Genomic DNA, 23,263 nt, shown 5'->3' with positions numbered 1-23,263 from the left:
ATAAAATCTGAATAAGTTATGATAGAATCATAGATATGAGTCCTTTTCTTGGAGGTAATCCAACTATGGTAAAGCCTAAAATCCTTGTGGTAGACGATGACCGCGATATATTAATTCTTCTGAAAAAACGTCTGGAGATTGAGGGCTACGAGGTAGTTACTGTTTCCGAGGGACAGGAAGTGCTTAGGCAGGTCAAACTGTATGATTTCGCATTAATTGTTCTTGATATTATCATGCCTTCCATGAATGGACTTGATATCTGTAAGGCCATCCGTGATCATGTTAACGCTCCCATTCTGCTGCTCAGCGCAAAAGACCGGGAGATTGACAAAGTGGTCGGACTGGAGCTTGGTGCAGATGATTACATTACCAAACCCTTCAGCATTGATGAGTTAACGGCACGGATTAAGTCCCATCTCCGGAGGGAAATGCGGCTAGCCAAGCCTGCCGTTTCGAACCAGAGGGTATTCCAGTTTGAGGATCTAACCATTAACGGTGAAACGTATGAGGTATCTATAAAGGGTGAACCCGTTCATTTATCGGGCAAAGAACTGGAGATTCTGCTCCACCTGGTCCGCAATAAGAATCTTGTACTAAGCAGAGAGCAGATTTATACTGCAGTATGGGGTTATGAAGACAATGGGGATATCAACACAGTAACCGTCTATCTTAAAAACATCCGTAAAAAAATCGATCCCGATCACCGTCTGATCAAGACGATTTGGGGGATCGGGTATAAATTTGTCGTCTGAATTACCGCACTATCCACACCTAAGGGCTGGCCCTCTGTTCTTTCTACCGAGGCCGGCCCTTTTCACTAATCTATCCACGTTTCCCGGATTTCCAGAATTTCATTGTATACCTCACTGAAAGCCTGAACCACTGCCGGATCGAAATGCATCCCGCTTTGCCACAGGATCTCTGCAAAAGCCTCCTCCTTGCTCCACGCCTCTTTATAGACCCGTTTGGAGGTGAGTGCATCAAAAACGTCGCAAACTGCTGTAATCCGCCCTTCTACAGGAATTTCTTCCCCGCGTAAGGCCTGCGGATATCCGCTGCCGTCCCACTTCTCATGATGAGTCAGCGCTATTCTCTCAGCCAGCAGCAGAATCTCATTCCGGCTGCCTGACAGCAACTCCGCTCCCTTAGTTGTGTGTTCTTTCATGATCTCAAATTCTTCCGGAGTTAATCGTCCAGGCTTATGCAGAATACGGTCAGGAATCGCCAGCTTGCCTATATCATGCAGAGCGGCTGCCAGCTTAAGCTTGTGGCAATAGCTTTCTTCGTACTCCAACTTCTTGGCAAGCACAAAGACATAATTGCTGATTCTGAGTAAATGCCGACCTGTTTCATTGTCCTTCTGCTTCATAGCCTGAAGCAGCCGCTGAACATACTCCTGCTGAAGCTCCTCAAGCTGAAATACATGCTGCTGCAGCAGTTCCTCTATTTGAAAAGTTTGTTCCGCCTGCATCCTGCGCTGAAGGTTCTCCTGAAGCACATGCTGCACCTTAAGCACGACTTCCACTGGATCAAACGGCTTAGTCAAAAAATCACGCACGCCAAGCCGCAGGCTGCGGTGAAGATACTCTGAATCCTGATAGGCCGTAATGACAATTACGGAAGAGATCAACGGCGAATGTCTTGCCTCCAGCAGTTCCAAAATATCAAAACCGCTGATGACCGGCATATTCAAATCAAGCAGCAGTACATCCGGATCCTCCTGCTCAATAACCTGAAGAGCCTGCGCAGGATCATGAATGACAAAAATATTCTGATATCCTTCGATCGTGAACAATTTTTCTAGTAATAATGTATTAGTCCTGACATCGTCAATGATCATAATTTTTCCGTGCTTGTAGATCTCCCGTTGGTTCTTATCTGCCACCAGCATTGACAACCCTCCGCTCTCTCGCAACCATTTCGTTAGCCTTCCTCCCCCAGAGGAATCAAAATCTTAAACACACTGCCTTCACCGAATACACTGGTGACCTGAATCTCGCCATCCATCATTCCCAGCAGCCTGCGGGATACCGTAAGACCGATACCCGTACCTTCAATTTGCTTCCCTTGGGGGATCCTGTGAAACGGCTCGAATATATGGATCAGATCCTCTTCGCGTATTCCGACACCTGTATCTTTAACCACAATCACAAGCTTACGGGCTTCCGCATGATGCACACTGACGGTGACCATGCCGTTCGGGTTATTATATTTAATTGAATTAGACAATATATTTAGCAGCACCTGCTTCATACGGATACGGTCACAGCGTATAAGCTCTTCATACATGGATAACGCCTCATTGCGGAAGCCGATACTATGCTGACTGCAGATCGGTTGCATCCAGGTGAAGCATTCCTCCAGAACATCACCTAAACGAAGGTCCTCTATAGACAACGCCATCCGTCCGGATTCGATCCGGGTCAAATCGAGGATTTCACTGATCAGCTGCAGCAGATGTTTGCCGGCCTTAATAATTTCTCTCACGTTCTCCTGCTGGGATGCGGACAGCGGATCGGAAGACTCATATTCAAGCAGCTGTGCAAATCCAAGAATCGCATTCATTGGTGTGCGCAGTTCATGACTCATGCTGGACAGAAACTCGGATTTCGCCTTATTGGCCGTCTCTGCAAGCTCCTTCGAGCTGAATAAGGACTCCTCCATATACTTCCTTTCCGTGATATCACGGGAGATTACACAGACTTTACGCACGGGCTCGTTCTTCCGCTTGATAGGGGTAATCAGTGCCTGCATCCAAACGGTACCCCTGCTGCTAGCCATCTCATACTCCATACCGACCGTTTCCTGGGTTGCCAGCACTTCGCTTAATATGCTCATGAACCGGAGAGTGGTCTGCGGGTCTAGAAGCGCATCAATATGCTTCCCTTCAAAGCTTTTGGCCATCGCATAATCATACCTTCTGTCGATGGACCAGACCTTCTCGATTACACCTGTCTCGTTAATCTCTGCAATCATATCGTCTATGGATTGAATCATAGCATTCATGTTAGCTTCGCGGTCTTCAAGCGCATCCTTCGCTTCCGAGCTTGACTTATAGGCTTCCCCAAGCCTGCTGCCAACCTGGGACAATATTTCAGCGGTTTCCCTGATCTCAGTGACATGGATCTCCGGAATCTCTTGATGATACCGCCCTTGTCCAATCTCCATGGCTATTCGATTGATTTCCATGAGAGGCTCTGATATTCTTCCGCTCATGACCCGGCTCCGCCAGTTCAGGATGGCAAAATAAATAATATAGAACAAAAACAGCCCCAGAATCATATACATTCCGATCTCAAACAGCTCATGATTCAGGTGGTTGGTTACAGCAAATATATTCGTTTCAGCGGCCAGAATTATGAATTTCCATCCGGTGTTCTCCATGGTTGACCAGGCAAGCATCTGCTTCTGCCCGTCTATTCTCACTTCGCTTAAACCCTGCTTATCTGCCGCAATATCAACGGCTATCGCCTGAAGGTCTTTATGGGCAAACAGATTGAATTCATCCGGCTTGAAGGTATCCTGCTTGACCGCCTCCTGGTAATTATGTGAAGTAAGCTCCTGAATGCCAAACAATTGTTCCGCCCGGTCCGGCATAGCAAGAATGGTTCCGTTATTGCTCACCAGCAAGCCGAGCCCCTTCCAGGGGATATCCATAGTCTGAATTTCTTCCCTGAATGTGTTAATCGTAACATCGATACCCGCTACCCCCTCGAGCACATTTCCCCTGTATACAGGAGCAATCGAGGAGGCCATCCAGCCGTTTCCTGCAGGATCCAGATAGGCATCTGTCCAGACCGCCTTCCGTTCCGGATTATGCTCAGCGTCCGCTTCATAATAGAAATTAAACTCAGAAATATTCATTTGGGATTGATATTGAGTCATCACATCGAAATAGGGATAGATGATATTTAAGGAGTCATAGGTGTTAAAATATACAGCGGCCGCAAGGGGCTCCCTGGCAATGATAGACTTCATAAACGGCTGCAGCGGCAGCAGCCGTTTCACCTTGTTTTTTTGCTGAGCCCCAACCTTGTTTATTCCGCTGTAAAAAATGGCCGCTCCGCCGCTAGTAGTGTCTGCCTTGGAATAATAGGCCCCCTCCGGGCTCATTACCAGCCGCTCCAGGTTTTCTTCCGAAGCCGGAATCTCCTGATTCAGCGCATGGGCGATAGAATCGCTGTATAACACTGTAAGAGATGAAATTCTCCGGGTCTCACTATCAATAATTGCAGATTCCTGTGAAGCCACAATCCGAATTTCGTTTAACACTTCATTCTTCATACTGAGTGTCTGTCGTTCCCTTGACCATTCATTCGTCACAAAGTAGATTCCGATAAAAACTAATTCCACCAGCACTAACGGAATAACTGAAGTTCTAATATAAGATTTCCATATCCATTGAAATAAGGAGATCGGTTTCTCTCTCTTCATGCTGTACCCCGTTTCCTAGCGCTCGCTTGGTTTCACCAAAATATCCAGATGCCTTATATAATATTCAAGCAGATCCCGGCACAAGATAATGCCCTCTGCATTTTTCAGCACTACATGCCCTTCCAGCTCCCGCCCAATTTCTGAGATGAAGGGAAAGCCATAGCCTCCTCCACTGCCTTTCATAGAATGGCCGATTACCATTATTTTCTCAAAATCCTCAACCTGCAATGCCTCGGAGATCATAACCAGATCCACCCTGCGGCGTTCCATATAACCGGGAATCAGTTCGGCAATATCCTCGTCGACCCATACCTTAATCGGTGTCTGATCCATAGAGATGACCTGCCCCCCCCGTTAACTCTTCTTCTCCATACCGCCGGATCATTTGAAATAATGGCTCTATAAAAATCGGTTTCTCCAGGAAATCTGTACATCCGGCCTCTGAAGAGGCTCTGCGGTGCTCCTCAAAGGCATGAGCGGTCAGAGCAATAACCGGCGTGGGCTTGAGCTGTTCGTCCGCTTCCCAATTCCGGATTGCCCGGGTCGCTTCGTAACCGTCCATCACAGGCATTTGAATATCCATGAAGACTATATGGTAATAACCTTCAGTAAACATCTTCACTGCTTCTGCACCATTCACAGCCACATCTACGCTACAGTTGTTTTTTCTCATAAATGCCAAGAATAGATTCTGGTTGTCGATATTGTCTTCCGCCAGCAGCAACCGCAGATTCCGCCCAAAGAGTGCAGTGGAATCCTCAGCAGATTCCAGTTTCAGAGGAAGCCTCACTTCAAAGGATGTTCCTTCTCCCGGCTTGCTCTGATACGATATCCTTCCACCCAGCAGTTCTGTCAGCTTACGCGAGTAGGCCAGCCCAATCCCGAGTCCTCCATATTTCCGGGTAGAGGAGGGATCGATCTGGAAGAACGGCTGGAAGATCTCTTCTGCGGCCTCCTCGGGAATCCCAATTCCTGTATCTGTAATACGGATCATAAGCAGCACCTTGGACGGCTCCCGGAGCGGACGGACAACCACTGATATTTCCACGGATCCCTGCGGCGTAAACTTCACGGCATTATCCAGAAGCGTTCTAATGATTTGCACAGCCCTCCGGGAATCCCCGATCACCGGCACATTGGGCAGCAGTCCTGTTTTCAAATGGAATTCCAGTGATTTGTGCTTCATATTTTCCCGGTAATTCTCAGATAGAGTAATTATCAGTTCATGGAGGTTGAAAGGCCGCTCCTCAATATGCACTTCACCATTCTCCATAGCGGAATAGTCCAGTACACGTTCAATTAGGAATAAAAGATGCTCTGAAGAGTGTCTTAAGGTTTGAACCTCTTCCCGGCCAAGCCCGTTCTCATCCTGTAATTGCACGATCCCGAGAATTGAATTCAGCGGAGTGCGGAACTCATGGCTGATCAACGCCAGGAATTGATCCTTTGCATCATTGGTAGATTCCAGCACCTCTTTGTTCAGGAGCAGCTGGCGCTCATTATCCTTTTGAGCCGTGATGTTAGTTAAAGTTAGCATCACCAGCTCCTTAAGCCTGCTGATCACAATTCGGTAACTGCGCTTCTCTTCGTTAATTTGAAGCTCTACTTCCAGCTCTTTGGCATGATCTCCTGACATGATTCCAAGAATAATTTCTTTGTAGGCATCCAGATGTGAAATGAAGGAACGGTCTACATTCTCATAAATTTCGCGTGCTGCTTCGTTCATCATCACAGGCTGCAGCTCAAGCTGCTCAGTACGCAATACCATCACTGCGTCTTTTAATGACCTAAGCACCTGTTCCAGCATGGTCCTTGCCTGCTGCTCACTCTGCATTAACTGCTGCCTTTCGGTCACATCCGTCTGAATTCCGATGAAATGGGTTACTTTCCCGCCCTCGTCCTTAAGTGGGGTAATGACAAGCTCATTCCAGAAAGGTTCGTGATTCTTGCGGTAATTCAGAATCTCGAGCTGTACCCGCGAGTGCTGATTCAGGGCATTGCGGATGTCCGCAATATGCTCAAGACTCGTATCCTTACCCTGCAAAAAGTTACAGTTGCGGCCCAACACTTCCTCCAGCGTGTAACCGGTGATCTGTGTAAATGCCTGGTTCACATAAATAATCGGCCGGTGGGGCAAGGCCTCTGCAATAATAACTCCAGTTCCCACATCATGCACGGCCCGTTCATAGAGATTCTTCTCTGCAACAGAATGGCGTAAGGCTATTTCAGTCTCCTGATACTCCTTGATCAATTGCAAGCGCTTTCCTGTGGACAGATAGATTGCGATGCTAGCTACAAGAAAGAGCATAATAGCAAAACTCGTCTGCTTCGGGTCTCCAGTAAAGAACAAAAACAATATCAGCTCAGACAAGATCAAGGCCATATAGACTCTTAACCTGCCGAGGGAAGTGATGGTCTGACTGATAACAAAATACATCATCAGGATCGTAATCAGAAGCATGGAATCGTAATGATACTGCATCAAGGAAATAAAGGCGGCTGAAGATATAAACCAAAGGTAGGCAAATAACAGCGGTTCAGAAGTCGCCTTGATTCTCTTCGAGAGGAAAGAACCCGCCATCAGCAGGGTTCCGATTATCAAAACAGTCACTTCAACGGCATCCGGGCTGGGGTCAGCCGGATTCATCCAGTGTGCCAGCCGTCCCATGACCAGGACACATATTAATGACAAGCCGGTGTACAAGCGCAACATCTTCAATTGATTCATGAACAGCTCTCCCCACCAGTTAACCGCCTTGTGCGCACTCATTATTCACCCAGACTGATATGCGCCATAATCGTCAATTCACTTGCAAATATCGGAATGCTGATAAAGGTACTGCTAGTGCGCAGGCTGCCTTTTCCTTCATGGAGGACCGGAGGCGTGATATTCGTATTCATATGTAGCTCATTGAACGCCGAACAGCAGGAAGCGCCTACCCAGTTGCCGAACTCTGCAAACGCACTCCAACCCATGTCATCAATGACCTCTATAGGAAAACCGCACATAGTGCTCACAATGCTCCTCAGGACCTCATCGTCCATGCTGAGTATGATCTCACCACGGACATCGCCTGTCATCCCTACCATAACCGATACTTTATCCGTATTTACAAAAGCCAGCTGTTCAGAAGGCGAACCTGCACGAAACACATAACCCAAGTGGGTGACCAGCACTTTTTGTATCCCTGCAATAACGATGTCTAGATATCCGGACTGTATATGCATATTATCGGCATCTCCTCTCTCTTTTTACAATTGATTTTCTACGGCCTGTAATAACCGGTCTGCCTGAAACGGTTTGACCACAAAATCCTTCGCCCCGGCCTTCATGGCCTCCATAACCATAACGGTCTGTCCCATGGCACTGCACATAATAATCTTGGCCTTGGGATCAATCGCGATAATATTTTTTACGGCCGTTACCCCATCCATATCCGGCATAGTAATATCCATAGTTACTACATCCGGCCTCGTCTGCTGGTACACTCTGATGGCTTCCGTTCCATTAACTGCTTCTCCCACAATTTCATGGCCCTTGGACTCCAGTGCTGAGCGCACCATCAGCCGCATGAAGGCCGCATCATCGGTAATCAATATTTTCGCCATATCAGCACTCCCTATCTGTTTTAGTTTCTATAGGGATGATTCTATATTGCATTCCTAATAGGAACATGACGAAATTATGAAAAAAAAATAAAAAAAAGCCTCAGCGAAAGCTGAGGCCCTCTGTCTATTTATGCGAATGATGGCTTGTTATTATCAACTTTGCCGCTGACCAGCTTCTTGTACTCGTCGTCTCCGCCCTCCAGAGAAGGCGCTAAATATACATTAAGCGCGGATGGAGAGAGCTTGGTGCCGGATTTGCGTCTGGAACGGCCTTTGCCTCCCGCACTGTTACCGTTACCGCCCGCAGACCGGCGGACGCTACTAGAGACACTAACTGCATTCTTCATATTCTTCATCCTGTCAGTCCCCTTCCACTAGATGATTGACGGTACGGAACAAATCACGGTTATAGGCAACCACTGCTGTAAGATCCTCTGCCGATAATCCCCCGCTTCCGGAGAAATGTACAGAAATCACGTGGTTCTCCCCTAAAGGATAGCATAGGATATATACCTCCGCAACTTCCGTACGCTGTAAGAAAGTCCATTCCTTAGCCAAATAAGCATCCAGCACACCCGGTTTTCCGCTTCCGTCTTCGGAGGTCGAGAACGGATAGATATGCCCGCGGCCTACATTGCCGCCCACCTGTTTCAGGCCTTCCCCCTCTTCGGCCCGCCACATGGCGGCTCCGATCACCCGGCAATCCTCCGGAGGTATGAATGAATTACGGACGGCTTCGCTAAGCGCCTGATAGTTCTCACCCGGCTGGGGAGGCGTCACATTATTATTATATTGCCAAAAGAAGTGAAGGATACTTTCTTTTCGCCTAAGCTCTGCTCTAAGTTGCTGGAGCTCAACAGCCGGATCATGGTACATCCCCTGTCCCTGAATGCTGTCGATAATCTTGCCGCAGCTGACATCCACCGCCGCTGTAACATTCTCATGCTGCCACTCGTATTCCAGCGGCGTCAGCCCCGACAGATCGGACAACAGGTGGTACTCTTCCACGTTCTCCCCCGGAATCAGATCGCTGCGCGAAGGTACCTGATCCGGCAGCAGGCAGAAGACCCGGCCACGCCGTAATCTGGACCAGAACAAACCCATTTCAAACTGGGTGTTATCACGGGTTACATAATAATATTTACCCCTGATCCGGGCCACATCATCAGGCGAGAACACGAATACGGCAAAGTCACTGATATCCAGATTCCGCTCCAGCGCCTCCATCGTATATTCATTCGGCCGGAAAGCAGCAGCATACCAAGGATGAACTTCTGCAGTCCGCTTCAGCTGCTCGTGGATGGCCCTGGCGTAGCGGATGGATTCTCTGGAGGATCCAATGAATAATCTAGGTCTGATCACGGCGGCACTCCTTTATCTGTTTCCCCAATATGTAATAATTATACAGACATTTCCCCCTAAGGAATAGGGCTGCCAGTTATATTAAACAGCGAGATCCCGTAGTGTGAATTGTCGTTGTTATATGTATAAACGAATCATAATTATTCTTAATTTTAATTAATTATTGTTCTCCGGCCGATGAAACGGGTAATAGAAATTTATCTATCCGGGAAAAGAGGCTTTATATGAAAAGAATATTACATACCGCCGTACTGGCAGCCTGTCTGTTGACACCATATGCGCTGCCGTCTTCTGCTGCCCACGCTGCAGATACCTACACAGCCAAAGTATACGCGAACTCCCTGAATGTTCGCAGTGAGCCTGCCGCAAGCGCAGCCATTACCGGCTCTCTGGCGGGAGGAGACGTCGTTACAGTCACGGAGGAGCAGCATGGCTGGCTCAAAGTGAGGGCCGGATCTGTATCCGGATGGGTCGCCGGGTATTATCTGAAGCGGACCAGCAGAGCTGCCTCTGCTGGAACCTCATCCGCCTCATCCGCCAGCACCTCCGTTAAGACCTCCTCCACCTCCAGCGGAACGGCTGTTGTCACCGCCTCTTCCCTGCGTATCCGGGGAGGCCCGGGAATCAGCTATGAGGTAGTCGGTTCTTTGCAGTCCGGGAATGCCGTTACCATTCTGCTCCGCCAGGACGGATGGTCAAGAATCCGTACAGCCGGAGGAGCTACCGGCTGGGTATCCACCCAGTACCTTGCCGGGGGAAGCGTCCCGAACTTAAGCACTGCCAGTTCAAATGCCCAGAACACCAGTGTAATAAGGAAATCCGGCAGCATCCGCGGCAAGCTGATTGTCGTCGATCCCGGTCATGGGGGCAGTGACCCCGGTATGCTCGGCACGACCTATGACACGATGGAGAAGGATCTTACCCTGCAGACCTCCCTATATCTCCGGGATTACCTGACCGCCAAAGGGGCCCGGGTAGAGCTGACCCGTACCCGTGGAGACCAGAAGCCAACGCTCTCCCGGCGGGTACAGCTCGGGCAGCAGCTAGGGGCGGATGCTTTTGTAAGCATCCATTATAATTCCTCCCCGAAGAATGTCTCCGGCACGCTGACCTTCTTCTATTCGGAGCAGAATGATCTCCGGCTGGCCCGGGCGATTGAAACCCGGCTTGGCGCAGGAATCGGCCTCCGGAGCAACGGCCTCTCCTTCGGCAACTATCATATTCTGAGGGAAAATCCGCTTCCCGCAGCCCTTATAGAGCTTGGGTTCCTCAGCAATCCATACGACGAGTCGATTGTCCGCAAAGCCGCTTATCAGCGGAAGGCTGCACAGGCTATCGCCGAGGGGCTGGCTGATTATTATCAATACTGAAAGGAAGTCATCTGAAATTAGATAGTGATTTCCCGGATATTGAGTTCTTTTATTTTGCTGAGGTCGATATATTCATCGTTAATGCGGATGAGCGGAGTTTCGATATCATGCGGATTCAGATAGACGATCTCACCGACCCGGCCATCGGTTAATACTACCTCACGGCCAACAGTCCGCTTCACAATGTTCTCCAGAAAAACCGAAACAATATGCGGGTCCAGTGCGCCAAAGCTGCCTCTTCTCATCTGATCAACAATCATATGGAACGGCATAGCCTCATGATAGGGGCGTTTACTGGACATAGCATGAAAAATATCGGCAACGGCTATTATTTTGCTGTAGGAATCAATCTGTTCATCCTTAAGTCCCAGCGGATATCCCTTGCCGTCGTTTCTCTCATGATGCTGCAGAGCCGCCAGGGTGATGCGCGAATTGGCTCCGGTGGTTTCTTTCAGCATCTCATAGCCGTAAATCGTGTGTTTCTTCACCAGACTGAATTCTTCTTCCGTCAGCTTGCCGGGCTTGTTCAGGATCTCGTTAGGAATCTTCAGCTTGCCGACATCATGCAGGGTAGCTGCCGTGGACAGCACGGACAGATCCGCTTCATTCATATGTAACCATCTGCCGATCAGGGTGGACAGTACACCGACTCCAACGTTGTGCTGGTATGTATAATCATCCTTGCCTTGAACCGAACTGAACAAAGCAAAAATATCAGGATTACGGGAAATTTCCTGAATAACCGGAACGACATCCTTCCGGATATCCGCTAACTGGATTTTCCGTGAAATTCTGTAAGATTCAAACAGTTCTTTCGAGCTATCCACTACACTATTTACCATTTGCTGATAAGGGGGCGCCTGCTCGGCTTCATCCATAAATATAATGTCAATTACATCAATTCTTTGTTTGCGGATGAGCTCCAGGTGTTCAACATTCAATTTGCTCTTGGCAGGAATAACTGTAACTCCGTACGCATTGATCAGATCATTCTTAATTGTTCTTCCCAGATAGTTGTCCATACCTTCCAGCCCTCCCAGATAACCGAAACAATATATAAATTGCCCATATAGCTATTATCGGTTTAACGCTGGAAAATGTTGAAAGGTAATTGGGCCTTCCATTAGCCCTCCTCCTCTTGCTTGCGGTACTCCCGCGGAGTCATTCCGGTGGACTTTTTGAAGACACGGCTGAAATATTTCTCATCTTCATAGCCCACCAGCCCCGCGATCTGTGATAGCCGCAAATTCGTATTCTGCAGCAGCGTCTTCGCTTTATCCACTCTGAGACTGGTTAAATAATCCGACAGATTCTCCCCGGTGATCTGCTTGAATTTGCGGGAGACATTCTCCCTGCTGATGAAAAAGCGTTCCGCAATATGCTGCAGCGTCATCTCCTGCGTATAGTTCTGGTTCAGGTACTCTCTGATCTCCAGCACAAGTCTGCTGCCCTGAGCCTGCGAGTTGCCTTTGGACAGGCGCTGCAGCAGAGCCTTAAGCTGACTCTCCCAGTTCTCCACCGAGAACAGCCCCTGCGAGTCATAACATAGTTCTAGGCTGATCTCCTCCTCCGGCCGCCAGCGCTTCAGAACAGCACAGATCTCCTCCTGCTGATGGAGGAAGCTGCTCTCAGTAAGCAGCGGTAACCCGGCAAGCTCCCGCGCCCATTCCTCCACAACCCGCTCCATCCGCTCCAGATCACCCGACAATACCGCGATTCTAAGCTTGTCGAGCTCCATATCCAGGGCGTAGTCTTCTTCAGGCCCACTCTCCTCCCCATCTGCTCTACAGAGATGTATCCGTCCATCACGCTGAAGAAGATTCCGTTCCTCCAGCCCTTGGCGTGCCTGGGCAAAAGCAGGCTGCAGCCCCTCCGGCAACGGGTTCAGCAGGCTGAGCCCGATATCCACCTGGACGCCATACGCCTTACGGATCGATTCATTCACTCCGTTCAGTACCGTCTCCGCCTGTTGAACAGCATTCCACAACAGAATCACAAGCTCCCCCCCGCTCTGCCAGCTGCGGAAGGCATAGCCGCTGTAGTCTGGTGCCATAACCTCATTGCAGACATTGGCCAGCACAAAAGCCGTCAGCGCCACATCGCCATGAAATCTCTGCAGCAGACGGCAGTCTGCACCTTGCATCGAGATGACAGCCACTCTGCAGGAGGCTGCTCCAATCGGCATCCCCAGCTCTTCGCTGAGCGCCAGCTTCAGCTCCTGAAAGGAGGCATGCCCGTAGACCAGATCGGACAGCACCTTGTCCCAGTAGAGCGGACGCAGCACGTTCAGCTGCATATTCTGGCGCTGCGACTGCTTCCGCACCGCCTCCTCCTCCATCCACAGCTTAAAGGCATGCTCCGCCGAGGCAATCAGCTGCTTGCTGTTCAGCGGCTTCAGCAGATAATCAGTCCCGCCGTAGACAATGGCCGGCTTCACATAATTGAAATCCTGATACCCGCTGATGACAATGGTCTTCGTATTCGGATAATGCTTATGCAGCCATTCCAGCAGCTCGGCTCCGTCCATCAGCGGCATCCGCATATCCGTGAATACGATCGCCGGCTGATGCTCCTGCATCACCCGGGTCGCTTCCTGACCATTGGTAGCCTCATATATCGCGGAGATATTATATTTGTCCCAAGGAACAAAATAACGGATGGCCTCCCGCACATGCTTCTCATCATCTACAATCAGCACCTTCATTTCCAGCCGCTCCTTTCGGTTATGTTTGCACCCTTCTTCATTTATCACTCTATAATCAATAATTCATCGCGTTAAACATTCATACTGTAACTGTCTCTCCGGGAAGATGGCTTTATTCGCCTGGCCCCTCCAGCGGAATAATCAGGGTAACCGTAACCCCTTGACCCTCTTCATTATGCAGCTGCATCTCCGCCCCGCTGCCGAACTGCAGCCGCAGGCGGGCCAGCACATTATACAGGCCGATCTCTTCGTTCTCAGGCCGGCCGCTGCTTCTAAGTCCGGCTGTAATCTCCTCCAGCCGTTCCGGGCTAATCCCCTTGCCGTTATCCTTGACGGCAAGAACCAGCCGGGACTGCCCTTCCAGCTTGCAGTCTATCCGGATGACGGCTTCGCGGATTCCGTCCGCGAAGCCGTGCTTGAAGATATTCTCCACGATCGGCTGGAGAATCATCTTGGGCAGGACCGTCTCCAGCGCTGCTTCCGCCGCATGAATCTCCAGGCGCAGATTCTCTTCGCCGAACCGCTCCGTCTGCAGAATCACATAATTCTGCACATGCTCGATTTCATCGCGCAGCGGCACCTGCGTCCGCTCCGTATTCATGGAATAGCGCATCATGCTGCCCAGGGAATAGATGAGATCATACACCTTCGGCGCATTATAGCGCAAGGACAAGCTGGCGATGGACTGCAGGGCATTGTAGAGAAAATGCGGATTGACCTGAGCCTGCAGCGCCTTCAGCTGATTCGTCTTGTTCGCCAGCTCCAGGCGGTATTCCTTAACGATCAGGTCATTGATGGTCCGGGTCATGCCGGTGATCTTGCGGGTCAGCAGGCCGAATTCATCCTCCCGTTCGGCATCCATATGCGCATCCAGCTGGCCGATCTGCACCTTCTGGGTGAAGTTGATCAGCTTCTTAATCGGCCGGGTAAAGCCGATGGAGATGAGGACCGCGCTGATTCCCCCGATCAGGAGAAACAGCAGCCCGATCCCCATATTGAACCGGGTGATGATCCTCGCATCACCATACAGATCCTCGTAAGGCACCAGCTTGATGATGCTGCCGCTGAAGAGTGGGTCCTTGATATGCTTGTACATGACAATACCCTGGAAGCCGTCCTTTTTCCAGGTGAAATGCCCGCTGTCACTGTCTTCGGGAAGACGGCTCCATCCGGTCTCAACCGTTTTACCCACCCAGTCCGGATCAGAAGTGAACAAGGCCTTTCCCTGCTCATTCAGCACATACAGACGCTCCGTGTCCGAATTGTACATCGATTTGACGATGCCCTCCAGCTCTTCAAGGCTGTAATCAATCGACAGATCGGCCAATACACTGTCGCTGGGCGTGCGGTAGATGGGAAAATGCGCAGTGAAGACCGGAACGCTCCCCGGCTTCAGATTGGGGAAGCCGGACTTCACGCCGTATTGATGATCCATATGCGTCACTTCGATGTATGGCCGGTAGGTCCCCTCAGGATGCTCCGCCTTGGCATAATCCGCATTATCTTCCCGGCGGAACAGTCCGCCCAGCAGCAGATTGGACTGCCGGGCCGCTCTGACGTAGAGATGGATCTGGAAGGTATTCCGGTCGGAGAGGAACAGATTGTACAGCTGGGTGGAGATCACGGCGCGGGTATCCGGCACAATCGTTCCATCAGGTACATGTTCATTGCTTTTGGCGGTAAGTAGTAGGGTATAGAAAGAACTGGGAACATTAATCCCGCTGTACAGCGACATCGCCTGCTGATTCATCCCGCTGAAGTAACTGCTGAGATTCGCTTCCCCCAGCGTCAGCAGCTTCGTATTCTGCTTCACGGACTGCTCCGTAACTGACTGCTTGGTATAGAGATAGGAGAAGGTAACGGATATGCCTGACGGAATCACTGACGCCAGCAGCACTAAGGCCATCAGCCGCGTCCGGATACTGTTTCTGAACATGGGGGAACCTCCTGTAAGTTTTGCGGAAGAACCGCTTCTCTGATATAACCTTGCAGCAAAACTCGCTCCGGAAGCAACACGGCTGCAATATAATCCACTTTTCTCATCATCAAATTGAGTGTTGGCGATGGCCCGGGCTTTCTATAATGAAGCTGTGAACACGTAGAAATATTATACAAAGGAGATTCCATATGAGAAAAGCTCTGCGCTTGCAACGAGGCTGGGGACAGCAAATCGTATTTCTCGGCCCCTGTCTGCTCTTTTTCCTGACCATTGTAGTCACTCCATTCTTCCTCGGCTTCTACTACTCTTCCACCGACTGGAACGGGCTCGATCTGGACAAAGCGGTCTGGACCGGCGCGGCCAACTGGAGACGGATTTTTACGAACGACGATAAGTTCTGGGAGTCTCTGCTCTTTACGCTCCGCTTCACCGTAATCTCCGTAGTGGCCGCCAATGTACTGGCGCTGCTGCTTGCCTTCATTCTGATGACGACGCTGAAGACGAAGAAGCTGCTGCGCACCATCTTTTTCATGCCCAATGTGATCGGCGGTATTCTGCTCGGCTACATCTGGCAGTTCATCTTCACCAAAGGCTTCGCCACGATCGGCGAGCTTACCGGGATTTCGTTCTTCCAGCTGCCTTGGCTGGGTACGCCCAGCACTGGATTCTGGGGTCTGGTCATTGTATTCGTCTGGCAGACTGCCGGGTATATGATGGTCATTTATATCGCGGCGCTGGCAGGTATCCCGAAGGATCTGGTCGAAGCGGCCAAAATTGACGGCGCCCGTGCCCCGCAGCTGTTCAAGAGTGTCTATGTCCCGCTGATTATGCCGGCGATTACGATCTGCCTGTTCCTGACAACCTCTAACGCGTTCAAGATGTTCGATCTCAACCTGTCATTGACCAAAGGCGGACCGGGGACCTCGACCCAGTCACTGGCCTATAACATTTATGCGGAAGCGCTGATCAACAACCGTTATGGCCTCGGTACGGCCAAAGCGCTGCTCTTCTTCGCGGCTGTTTCACTGATCACGGTCACACAGGTCTGGCTTACCAAAAGAAAAGAGGTGTCGGCGTAATGAACAGCAGCAGATACCGGCCCAGAAACTTCGTTCTAGAGATCATCTCCATACTTCTGGCTATTATATTCTTATCCCCCTTCTACCTGGTGCTAAGCAATTCGGTTAAAGGGCTTAAGGACATCCTGATCGACGCCGCTTCCTGGCCGCAGGTGTTCCACTGGGATAATTACTCGAAGGTCTGGAATGCCATTGACTTCCCGCAAGCCTTCTTCAGCTCCCTGCAAATCACTGTCTTAAGCGTAATCTTCATTGTCCTGTTCAGTTCGATGGCCGCTTATCAGATTGTACGGAAGCCGACACGCTTCAATTCCTTCGTCTTCCTGCTGCTGGTCTCGGCGATGATCATTCCGTTCCAGTCGCTGATGTTGCAATTAGTCCGTGTGACCAGTATTCTGGAACTTCGCGGAGAATTATACGGGATCGTGGCCTGCTATCTCGGCTTCGGAATGCCGCTGTCGGTGTTTCTGTTCCACGGATTCATTAAGACAGTGCCTTTTGAGCTGGAGGAAGCGGCGCGGGTGGACGGCTCCAATCCGTACGGCGTATTCTTCAAAATTGTGTTCCCGCTGCTCATGCCGATTATTGTAACGGTCATTATCCTTAACACGCTGTGGATCTGGAATGACTATCTGCTGCCGGTGCTCGTCATCGGGGGAAATAAGGATCTGACGACCCTGCCGGTTGCAGTGACCAAGTTCTTCGGGCAGTACACCAAGAAGTGGGATCTGGCCCTTGCGGGTCTCGTGATGGCGATTACGCCTATCCTCATATTCTTCCTGTCCCTGCAGCGTTATATTGTCGAAGGTGTAACCACAGGCTCCATTAAGGGATGATCGCGAGATCCCCTTGCAACAATATCCACTTTTTCGAGCAAAATATTAAGTGTAAGTCCACTCTCATTTGGATTACGATCTAGTTGCAGGAAACACAGACCAGGGAGGTTATTCTATGAAAAGAAAGTTCGCGTTCGTTATCGCAACCGTTTGCACACTTATTATCGCAGGTTGCGGGAATAGCGGCAATACGAATTCCGCAGGCAATGGAAACGCAACCAATGCTCCTAATGCGTCAACCGAAACCACAGCACCGGAAGCAACCAAGGCACCTGCCAAGGATGTTACGATCAAAATGTTCCAGTTCAAGGTTGAAATTGCCGAGCAGCTGAACGCACTCGCCGAAGAATATGAGAAAGAAACCGGTGTGAAGGTCGAAGTGGAAACGCATGGCGGCGGTGAAGACTACGGCGCGTTGCTCAAAGCGGAGATTGCTTCCGGCTCTGAACCGGAAATTTTCAATAACGGCGGTTATACTGCCCTCGTACCTTATATGGACCGCGCCACTGATTTGAGCAATGAGCCTTGGGCCGCCAATCTGATCCCAACCGCCAAAACGCCGGCAACCGTGGACGGCAAGCTCTATGGTATGCCAATGAACGTAGAAGGCTATGGACTAATCTACAACAAGGATCTGTTCGCCAAAGCCGGCATTACGGAAGAGCCTAAGACCCTCCCGCAATTGAAAGATGCGGCAGCCAAGCTGAAATCCGCCGGCATCACACCGTTTGAAGCCACTAATGAGTGGTGGTCGATGGGGATTCACCTTGTGAACGTAGGTCTGGCCCACCAGCCTGATCCGAAGCAGTTCATTGATGATGTCAAAGCCGGTACGCAGACGATCAAAGGCAACGCCGTATTCGAGCAGTGGCTGGATCTGGTGGATGTGATCTTCGACAATGCCCAGGATAACAAGATGACTACCGACTATGCTACCCAGGTTGCGGAATTCGCATCCGGCAAAGCCGCGATGATGCTACAGGGTAACTGGACGCAAGGCGATATCGACAAAATCGATCCTGCCCTGAATCTGGGCCTCCTCCCGCTTCCGATCAGCGACGAAGAAGGCACTATCCTTGTAGGCGTACCTAACAACTATGTGGTGAACAGCAAATCCGAGCATCCGGAAGAAGCTAAAGCCTTCCTGAACTGGCTCGTCTCTTCCGAAACCGGCCAGAAGTATCTGACCAAGGAATTCAAGTTCATCCCGGCTGAAACTAACGTTGCTGCCGACGCAGCAGATATCGGCCAGGTTGCCGTTGCCGTGCAGGAGAAATCCGCTACCGCCCTCGGCTGGAACTGGGATATGTTCCCTGACGGTGTAACCCAGGGCTTCGGCGCTGCGATGCAGGAATATCTCGGCGGACAGCTTGACCGTGATAAGCTGCTGGAGAGTCTGGATAAGGCTGTGCAGGATATTGTGAAGCAATAGGAACTAATAAAAAGCAAGAGGTGCCTCAAAGCCAAAATGGCTTGGGTGCCTCTTTTTTATATTTGTTTTAGAGCAGGATTTACGTTGGCACTTTAGAGCACGCTCCGCAAACGGAACGTTGTTCCAATCGCTCTTGTATCCAGATTTTATTTATTCCCCTTTACGGTGAAAATCCGGATACAAAGGCGACCGCTCCGCTTTTCCACAATCATTCCGTCCGCTCCGCTGTTTAAGAGGGGGAGTTTCTACAATCTTAAAGACCACTTCCATCGAAATGAAAGGGATTTATCCCCTTCATTTCCCTCAAATACCCGCCCACAGCGAATTCAAAGGGATTTATCCCCTTCATTTCCTCCAAATACCCGCCTACAGCGAATTCAAAGGGATTTATCCCTTTCATTTCCTCATCCCTCGCCACTTCCCCGAATTCAGTAGCACTTCTACGCAAAAATAACAAAAGGCCCTCCCAAGCCATCGTTCATGGCTTTGGGACGACCCTTTTGAAGGAAGATTCACAGCGTAAAACATTAATGACCTTACAGCAGTTACACAAACATCTCAACAATCAGGAACAAATTTAGTGACACTACCAGAGCCGAGATAATCCAGCCGAGGAGGGTGGTGATCCGGTGGTTCACCAGCCCCTTCATGATTGTGCGGTCGCTTGTGAAGATCACGAGCGGAATGAGGGCAAAGGCAATCCCGAAGGACAAGACGACCTGGCTCATCACCAGTGCACTAGTAGCGTTAATCCCGAAGGCGATGATGGTCAGCGGTGGAATGATTGTAATCGCCCGCCGCAGGTAGAGATTGATCTTTTTATTAATGAAGCCTTGCATGACCACATCACCAGCCATTGTACCGACCGACGAGCTCGACAGACCTGCGATCAGGAGGCCGAGGCCGAAGGAGATGGCGGTAACCGGTCCTGCCAGATTGCGGAACTGCTCGAAGGCGACATCCAAATCCTCAACGACCAGACCATTCTTGAAGAACAACGCCGCAGCTACAACCACCATGGCCATATTCACGGCACCGGCAATCAGCATGGCAATCAGAATATCGATGAATTCCAGCCGGAAGATCTGTTTCTTCTCCCGCTCATCGATCCCGACGACCCGGCTCTGGGTCAGCGAGGAATGCAGATAAATCGCATGCGGCATAACCGTCGCGCCGAGAATTCCGGCAGCCAGCAGGATGCTGTCCACACCTTCGAATCTTGGAGTGAACATTCCGGCAACTACACTGCCCGCATCGGGCTTCGCCATAATGACCTGGAATGCAAAAGCCAGAACAACAATCATCACCATCCCGGCAATTCCGGCCTCCAGGGTACGGTAGCCGCGCCGCTGGAGCTCCAGAATAGCGAAAGATCCTACTGCGGTAATCAGCGCAGCGGGCAGCATCGGTATACCGAACAGCAAGTATAGTCCAAGGGCTGCCCCGATAAATTCCGCCAGGTCAGTAGCGATAATAACCAGTTCACTCTGAATCCACAGGAAGATGGACACGCCCCTCGGGAATTTCTCCCGGGCTACCTCAGGCAGATTCTTACCGGTGGCAATGCCAAGCTTGGCGGATAAGGATTGAATAAGGACAGCCATCAGATTCGAGGCAAAGATAACCCATAATAACAAATATCCGTATTTCGAGCCTGCAGTAATATTAGTGGCGAAATTGCCGGGGTCCAGATACGCTACAGAAGCGATAAAAGCCGGGCCCAAGAAAGGAAGGAGTCTCTTCAGTCCTTTGACATCTCCATTCAGCACCGATTGTGCCGAATGTTTATTAGTATGTCCTTTTAGTATAGGGGATGATTCTACTGCTGTATTTTGCTCCATCATTTTCTATCCCTCCTCTTGCCCGGAAAAAGTTGTCTATATACACGAAAGTTTCCCTGATGCAACATTTGATTTGTTTTCATTATAATCTGCTAATTGAGAAATGTAAATGTATTTTCATTGGATTTTTCATCCGGAATGGCATCCTGATTAATACACACGATATCCGCCCAGATGCTCAAAAATATATTATGTGCAAACCTGCGGCAAAGTGATGCTCCAGCCTAAGAAGTCATTACCCCGCCCGCTGCTTCGCAAACTAAAATGCATCTGTCACAGCGTACAAAAAAACGGACGAGCTTCAGGAGTTAATCCTGACTCTCGCCCGCCGGGCATTCCAGTGTGATCCACACTGCTTAAGAGGTAATACTTTGGATATCAGCGCGCATCTGTTCATTCAGCAGCTTCAGTTCATTCAGCTCTTGCTGCAGCTTCTCCACATCCGACTGCTTCCGCGAGTGGCCTCCATGTCCATGTTTGCCGCGCATGCCGGGCATTCCGAACATCATGAGAATCATCATCAGCGGACAGATCAATGTAACCAGCCAGGACCAATTCATGGTTATTCCTCCTCCGGGATTCAAGGTACTGCCATCAGTATAGCCGCCGTTTGTGGAGAAACTGTGTTGAAGCTTATTTTTCTGCTTTCCCTTTCCAGGTGTCCTTCAGCGGAACAATTCTGTTGAATACCAGCCTGTGATCAGAACTGTGCTTGCTGTCGATACAGAAATAACCGTGACGCAGGAATTGAAATTTGTCCCCGGGCTGTGGTTTATCCGCAAGCGGCTCCAGCAAGCAATCCTTTAGCAAAGTGGCAGAATCCGGGTTGATGTACGCTTCCCAGGTCTCCCCTTCCTCCTTCGGCCCTTCATTGTCTACAAGCAACTTCTCGTACAGATACACATCACTTTTGACCGCATGCTCAGCGGACACCCAATGGATGGTTCCTTTTACCTTCCGCCCGTCAAAACCGCTCCCGCTTCTCGTATCCGGATCATAGGTGCAGCGCAGCTCGACAATCTCACCAGTTTCCTTATCCTTAATCACTTCATTGCAGCGGATGAAATACCCACCCTTCAGCCGTACTTCACCGCCAAGCGTCAGTCTGCGGAAGCCCTTGGAAGGTATCTCCATGAAGTCCTCCCGCTCGATATAGAGTGTGCCGGAGAATGGAACGTCTCTTGTGCCGAGCGCGGGATTCTCACTGTTGTACTCAATGTTAAGAGATTCAGAAGCCCCGGCTTCGTAATTGGCAAGCACAACCTTCAGCGGATTCAGCACGGCCATGATAGCCGGCACCTTCGCTTTAAGATCCTGTCTTACGCAGTGCTCCAGCAGCGAGAAATCGACCATTGCCGTATTGCGGACCATCCCGATCTCCCGGACAAAATCCTTGATGCTCTCCGGCGTGAATCCGCGTCTACGCAGTCCACGGAGCGTAGGCAGACGCGGATCATCCCAGCCGTCCACATACTTCCCGGCAACCAGCGCCCGGAGATACCGTTTGCTCGTGACCACTCCCGTCAGATTCACCCGGCCGAATTCCCTTTGCTTAGGGGGTTCAGGAATATTCAGCTCCTTAAGCACCCACTCATACAGCGGCCGGTGATCCTTGAACTCAATGGAGCAGAGTGAATGCGTTACCCCTTCAATGGCATCCTGAATCGGATGAGCAAAATCATACATCGGATAGATGCACCAGTCCTCCCCCGTGCGGTAGTGCTCTGCATGAATGATCCGGTAGAGTACCGGGTCGCGCAGATTGATGTTGGGCGAAGACATGTCGATTCTGGCCCGCAGCACCTTTGCACCGTTAGGATATTCTCCATTACGCATCCCCCGGAACAGCCGCAGATTCTCGTCCCGCGACCGGTCCCGGTACGGACTGTCCTTACCAGGTTCGGTTAATGTCCCCCTGTAGGACGTTACTTCCTCCGGAGTCAGGTCGCAGACATAAGCTTTCCCCTTAAGAATCAGTTCCTCTGCGCTGCGGCAGATTTCCTCCGAATAATCAGAGCCATAATAGATATGCTCTCCCGGGCTGCAGCCCAGCCATTCCATGTCCTCGGTAATAGCTTTTACATACTCCATATCCTCCTTCAGCGGGTTGGTATCATCGAAGCGCAGATGGAATCTGCCGCCATTCTTACGGGCAATCTCAACATTCGTGTGGATGGCAAAAGCACTGCCGATATGCAGATACCCATTGGGCTCCGGCGGAAATCTTGTGCAGATCTCCCTGCTGTAGACTCCGCCCTCCACGTCTTCTCTGATCAGCTTATCCATATAATTCTCCGGCACGGCCGGTTCACTCTCATTCACATTAACGTCAGTCATTCTGATCTCCTCCTGTATATTGGTGATACCTGCCCTCACGGGACAACAAAAAAGAACCTCACCTCCAAGACTGTAGTCTTGGGGACGAGATTCTCGCGGTACCACCCCAGGTTTATTAATATGTCGCCATATTAATCTCATCAAGTACGGCACTGCCGGCAGGCAGGACTTATACTCTAGCTCTGTAACAGGAGCTCCTGTTGTACCATCCCCGGCCATAGCCGGTTCCGGTGCACCGCTCAGAGGCTTGTTTCGGTCCAGCCTTCCCTGCTCCTTCGCACCACCCGGAGCTCTCTGTGAGGGAATGAATAGACGTACTC

The 23,263-nt window shown here is 50.4% G+C and carries 20 protein-coding genes and 1 other annotated feature (1 of these 21 only partly in view); of the genes, 5 read left to right on the top strand and 15 right to left on the bottom strand.

What is annotated here, in order from left to right; translation table 11 throughout:
* The first annotated feature begins 65 nt into the window (after positions 1-65).
* Positions 66-752: a response regulator transcription factor gene (locus MKZ24_RS08835; protein WP_042239825.1), complete on the top strand. Its 687-nt coding sequence runs from the start codon at positions 66-68 to the stop codon at positions 750-752.
* A 65-nt stretch (positions 753-817) separates the two neighbouring features.
* Here the strand turns inward: MKZ24_RS08835 and MKZ24_RS08830 are convergent, their stop codons facing one another.
* The 8 genes from MKZ24_RS08830 to MKZ24_RS08795 form a co-directional block, all read right to left on the bottom strand.
* Positions 818-1,891, bottom strand: a complete 1,074-nt coding sequence (locus tag MKZ24_RS08830) for an HD domain-containing phosphohydrolase (protein ID WP_042239827.1) — start codon at positions 1,889-1,891, stop codon at positions 818-820.
* A 32-nt stretch (positions 1,892-1,923) separates the two neighbouring features.
* Complete coding sequence (locus MKZ24_RS08825; protein ID WP_340782180.1) at positions 1,924-4,434, bottom strand: sensor histidine kinase; 2,511 nt, start codon at positions 4,432-4,434, stop codon at positions 1,924-1,926.
* 15 nt (positions 4,435-4,449) lie between these two features.
* On the bottom strand, positions 4,450-4,767 hold the full coding sequence (locus MKZ24_RS08820; RefSeq protein WP_042239830.1) for an Hpt domain-containing protein: 318 nt from the start codon (positions 4,765-4,767) through the stop codon (positions 4,450-4,452).
* The gene (locus MKZ24_RS08815; protein WP_340782176.1) at positions 4,748-7,162 is read right to left on the bottom strand and encodes an ATP-binding protein; all 2,415 of its coding nucleotides are present in this window, start codon (positions 7,160-7,162) and stop codon (positions 4,748-4,750) included. The genes MKZ24_RS08820 and MKZ24_RS08815 overlap by 20 nt, the downstream gene beginning before the upstream one ends.
* A gap of 41 nt (positions 7,163-7,203) precedes the next feature.
* Positions 7,204-7,662 carry a chemotaxis protein CheX gene (locus MKZ24_RS08810; protein ID WP_052416751.1) on the bottom strand — a complete coding sequence of 153 codons (459 nt, stop codon included), beginning with the start codon at positions 7,660-7,662 and terminating at the stop codon, positions 7,204-7,206.
* 24 nt (positions 7,663-7,686) lie between these two features.
* Positions 7,687-8,043 (bottom strand): response regulator, encoded by a 357-nt coding sequence (locus tag MKZ24_RS08805; RefSeq protein WP_042239834.1) that lies wholly within the window; start codon positions 8,041-8,043, stop codon positions 7,687-7,689.
* A 128-nt stretch (positions 8,044-8,171) separates the two neighbouring features.
* A complete protein-coding gene (locus tag MKZ24_RS08800) occupies positions 8,172-8,399 on the bottom strand; it encodes a hypothetical protein (RefSeq protein ID WP_052416752.1) in 228 nt (75 codons plus the stop codon).
* 4 nt (positions 8,400-8,403) lie between these two features.
* Positions 8,404-9,405: a TIR domain-containing protein gene (locus MKZ24_RS08795; RefSeq protein ID WP_042239835.1), complete on the bottom strand. Its 1,002-nt coding sequence runs from the start codon at positions 9,403-9,405 to the stop codon at positions 8,404-8,406.
* Between the two features lie 224 nt (positions 9,406-9,629).
* Between MKZ24_RS08795 and MKZ24_RS08790 the strand changes: the two genes are divergently transcribed.
* On the top strand, positions 9,630-10,775 hold the full coding sequence (locus MKZ24_RS08790) for an N-acetylmuramoyl-L-alanine amidase (protein WP_042239837.1): 1,146 nt from the start codon (positions 9,630-9,632) through the stop codon (positions 10,773-10,775).
* A gap of 17 nt (positions 10,776-10,792) precedes the next feature.
* Here MKZ24_RS08790 and MKZ24_RS08785 read toward each other — a convergent pair whose 3' ends face one another.
* From MKZ24_RS08785 to MKZ24_RS08775, 3 genes are all read right to left on the bottom strand, one after another.
* Positions 10,793-11,797, bottom strand: coding sequence for an HD-GYP domain-containing protein (locus MKZ24_RS08785; RefSeq protein WP_340782166.1), 1,005 nt, complete (start codon positions 11,795-11,797; stop codon positions 10,793-10,795).
* A 101-nt stretch (positions 11,798-11,898) separates the two neighbouring features.
* Positions 11,899-13,479 carry a response regulator gene (locus MKZ24_RS08780; RefSeq protein WP_340782163.1) on the bottom strand — a complete coding sequence of 527 codons (1,581 nt, stop codon included), beginning with the start codon at positions 13,477-13,479 and terminating at the stop codon, positions 11,899-11,901.
* Positions 13,480-13,591: 112 nt separating this feature from the next.
* Positions 13,592-15,415: a sensor histidine kinase gene (locus MKZ24_RS08775; RefSeq protein WP_340782160.1), complete on the bottom strand. Its 1,824-nt coding sequence runs from the start codon at positions 15,413-15,415 to the stop codon at positions 13,592-13,594.
* Between the two features lie 191 nt (positions 15,416-15,606).
* On the opposite strand from MKZ24_RS08775, the gene MKZ24_RS08770 reads away from it, so the two are divergent.
* The 3 genes from MKZ24_RS08770 to MKZ24_RS08760 all read left to right on the top strand — a co-directional run bounded on the left by MKZ24_RS08770 (position 15,607) and on the right by MKZ24_RS08760 (position 18,765).
* Positions 15,607-16,497: a carbohydrate ABC transporter permease gene (locus MKZ24_RS08770; RefSeq protein ID WP_039300685.1), complete on the top strand. Its 891-nt coding sequence runs from the start codon at positions 15,607-15,609 to the stop codon at positions 16,495-16,497.
* Complete coding sequence (locus MKZ24_RS08765; RefSeq protein ID WP_042239845.1) at positions 16,497-17,333, top strand: carbohydrate ABC transporter permease; 837 nt, start codon at positions 16,497-16,499, stop codon at positions 17,331-17,333. Before MKZ24_RS08770 ends, MKZ24_RS08765 begins: the two co-directional genes overlap by 1 nt.
* A 115-nt stretch (positions 17,334-17,448) precedes the next feature.
* Complete coding sequence (locus MKZ24_RS08760) at positions 17,449-18,765, top strand: ABC transporter substrate-binding protein (RefSeq protein WP_042239846.1); 1,317 nt, start codon at positions 17,449-17,451, stop codon at positions 18,763-18,765.
* A gap of 253 nt (positions 18,766-19,018) precedes the next feature.
* Here MKZ24_RS08760 and MKZ24_RS08755 read toward each other — a convergent pair whose 3' ends face one another.
* The 4 genes from MKZ24_RS08755 to MKZ24_RS08740 form a co-directional block, all read right to left on the bottom strand.
* Positions 19,019-19,222, bottom strand: a complete 204-nt coding sequence (locus MKZ24_RS08755; RefSeq protein WP_042239847.1) for a hypothetical protein — start codon at positions 19,220-19,222, stop codon at positions 19,019-19,021.
* Between the two features lie 88 nt (positions 19,223-19,310).
* Positions 19,311-20,606 carry an Nramp family divalent metal transporter gene (locus MKZ24_RS08750; RefSeq protein WP_042243574.1) on the bottom strand — a complete coding sequence of 432 codons (1,296 nt, stop codon included), beginning with the start codon at positions 20,604-20,606 and terminating at the stop codon, positions 19,311-19,313.
* Positions 20,607-20,962: 356 nt separating this feature from the next.
* Positions 20,963-21,166: a hypothetical protein gene (locus MKZ24_RS08745; protein WP_340782153.1), complete on the bottom strand. Its 204-nt coding sequence runs from the start codon at positions 21,164-21,166 to the stop codon at positions 20,963-20,965.
* A gap of 73 nt (positions 21,167-21,239) precedes the next feature.
* Complete coding sequence (locus MKZ24_RS08740) at positions 21,240-22,943, bottom strand: glutamine--tRNA ligase/YqeY domain fusion protein (protein ID WP_340782150.1); 1,704 nt, start codon at positions 22,941-22,943, stop codon at positions 21,240-21,242.
* Positions 22,944-23,020: 77 nt separating this feature from the next.
* Positions 23,021-23,263: a binding site (T-box leader), on the bottom strand; it runs 19 nt beyond the window's last position.

The sequence above is a fragment of the Paenibacillus sp. FSL R7-0297 genome, from assembly GCF_038009025.1.
In the GTDB taxonomy this organism is placed as follows: Bacteria; Bacillota; Bacilli; order Paenibacillales; family Paenibacillaceae; genus Paenibacillus_AQ.
The sequence above is the reverse complement of the archived record's forward strand: the minus strand, read 5'-3'. Positions and strand labels throughout refer to the sequence as shown.

Excerpts from the sequence above, each read along its gene's own strand:
- MKZ24_RS08835 (WP_042239825.1), top strand. The coding sequence starts at position 66 with ATGGTAAAGCCTAAAATCCTTGTGGTAGACGATGACCGCGATATATTA.
- MKZ24_RS08830 (WP_042239827.1), bottom strand. The coding sequence starts at position 1,891 with ATGCTGGTGGCAGATAAGAACCAACGGGAGATCTACAAGCACGGAAAA.
- MKZ24_RS08825 (WP_340782180.1), bottom strand. The coding sequence starts at position 4,434 with ATGAAGAGAGAGAAACCGATCTCCTTATTTCAATGGATATGGAAATCT.
- MKZ24_RS08820 (WP_042239830.1), bottom strand. The coding sequence starts at position 4,767 with ATGGATCAGACACCGATTAAGGTATGGGTCGACGAGGATATTGCCGAA.
- MKZ24_RS08815 (WP_340782176.1), bottom strand. The coding sequence starts at position 7,162 with ATGAATCAATTGAAGATGTTGCGCTTGTACACCGGCTTGTCATTAATA.
- MKZ24_RS08810 (WP_052416751.1), bottom strand. The coding sequence starts at position 7,662 with ATGCATATACAGTCCGGATATCTAGACATCGTTATTGCAGGGATACAA.
- MKZ24_RS08805 (WP_042239834.1), bottom strand. The coding sequence starts at position 8,043 with ATGGCGAAAATATTGATTACCGATGATGCGGCCTTCATGCGGCTGATG.
- MKZ24_RS08800 (WP_052416752.1), bottom strand. The coding sequence starts at position 8,399 with ATGAAGAATATGAAGAATGCAGTTAGTGTCTCTAGTAGCGTCCGCCGG.
- MKZ24_RS08790 (WP_042239837.1), top strand. The coding sequence starts at position 9,630 with ATGAAAAGAATATTACATACCGCCGTACTGGCAGCCTGTCTGTTGACA.
- MKZ24_RS08785 (WP_340782166.1), bottom strand. The coding sequence starts at position 11,797 with ATGGACAACTATCTGGGAAGAACAATTAAGAATGATCTGATCAATGCG.
- MKZ24_RS08780 (WP_340782163.1), bottom strand. The coding sequence starts at position 13,479 with ATGAAGGTGCTGATTGTAGATGATGAGAAGCATGTGCGGGAGGCCATC.
- MKZ24_RS08775 (WP_340782160.1), bottom strand. The coding sequence starts at position 15,415 with ATGTTCAGAAACAGTATCCGGACGCGGCTGATGGCCTTAGTGCTGCTG.
- MKZ24_RS08770 (WP_039300685.1), top strand. The coding sequence starts at position 15,607 with ATGAGAAAAGCTCTGCGCTTGCAACGAGGCTGGGGACAGCAAATCGTA.
- MKZ24_RS08765 (WP_042239845.1), top strand. The coding sequence starts at position 16,497 with ATGAACAGCAGCAGATACCGGCCCAGAAACTTCGTTCTAGAGATCATC.
- MKZ24_RS08760 (WP_042239846.1), top strand. The coding sequence starts at position 17,449 with ATGAAAAGAAAGTTCGCGTTCGTTATCGCAACCGTTTGCACACTTATT.
- MKZ24_RS08750 (WP_042243574.1), bottom strand. The coding sequence starts at position 20,606 with ATGGAGCAAAATACAGCAGTAGAATCATCCCCTATACTAAAAGGACAT.
- MKZ24_RS08745 (WP_340782153.1), bottom strand. The coding sequence starts at position 21,166 with ATGAATTGGTCCTGGCTGGTTACATTGATCTGTCCGCTGATGATGATT.
- MKZ24_RS08740 (WP_340782150.1), bottom strand. The coding sequence starts at position 22,943 with ATGACTGACGTTAATGTGAATGAGAGTGAACCGGCCGTGCCGGAGAAT.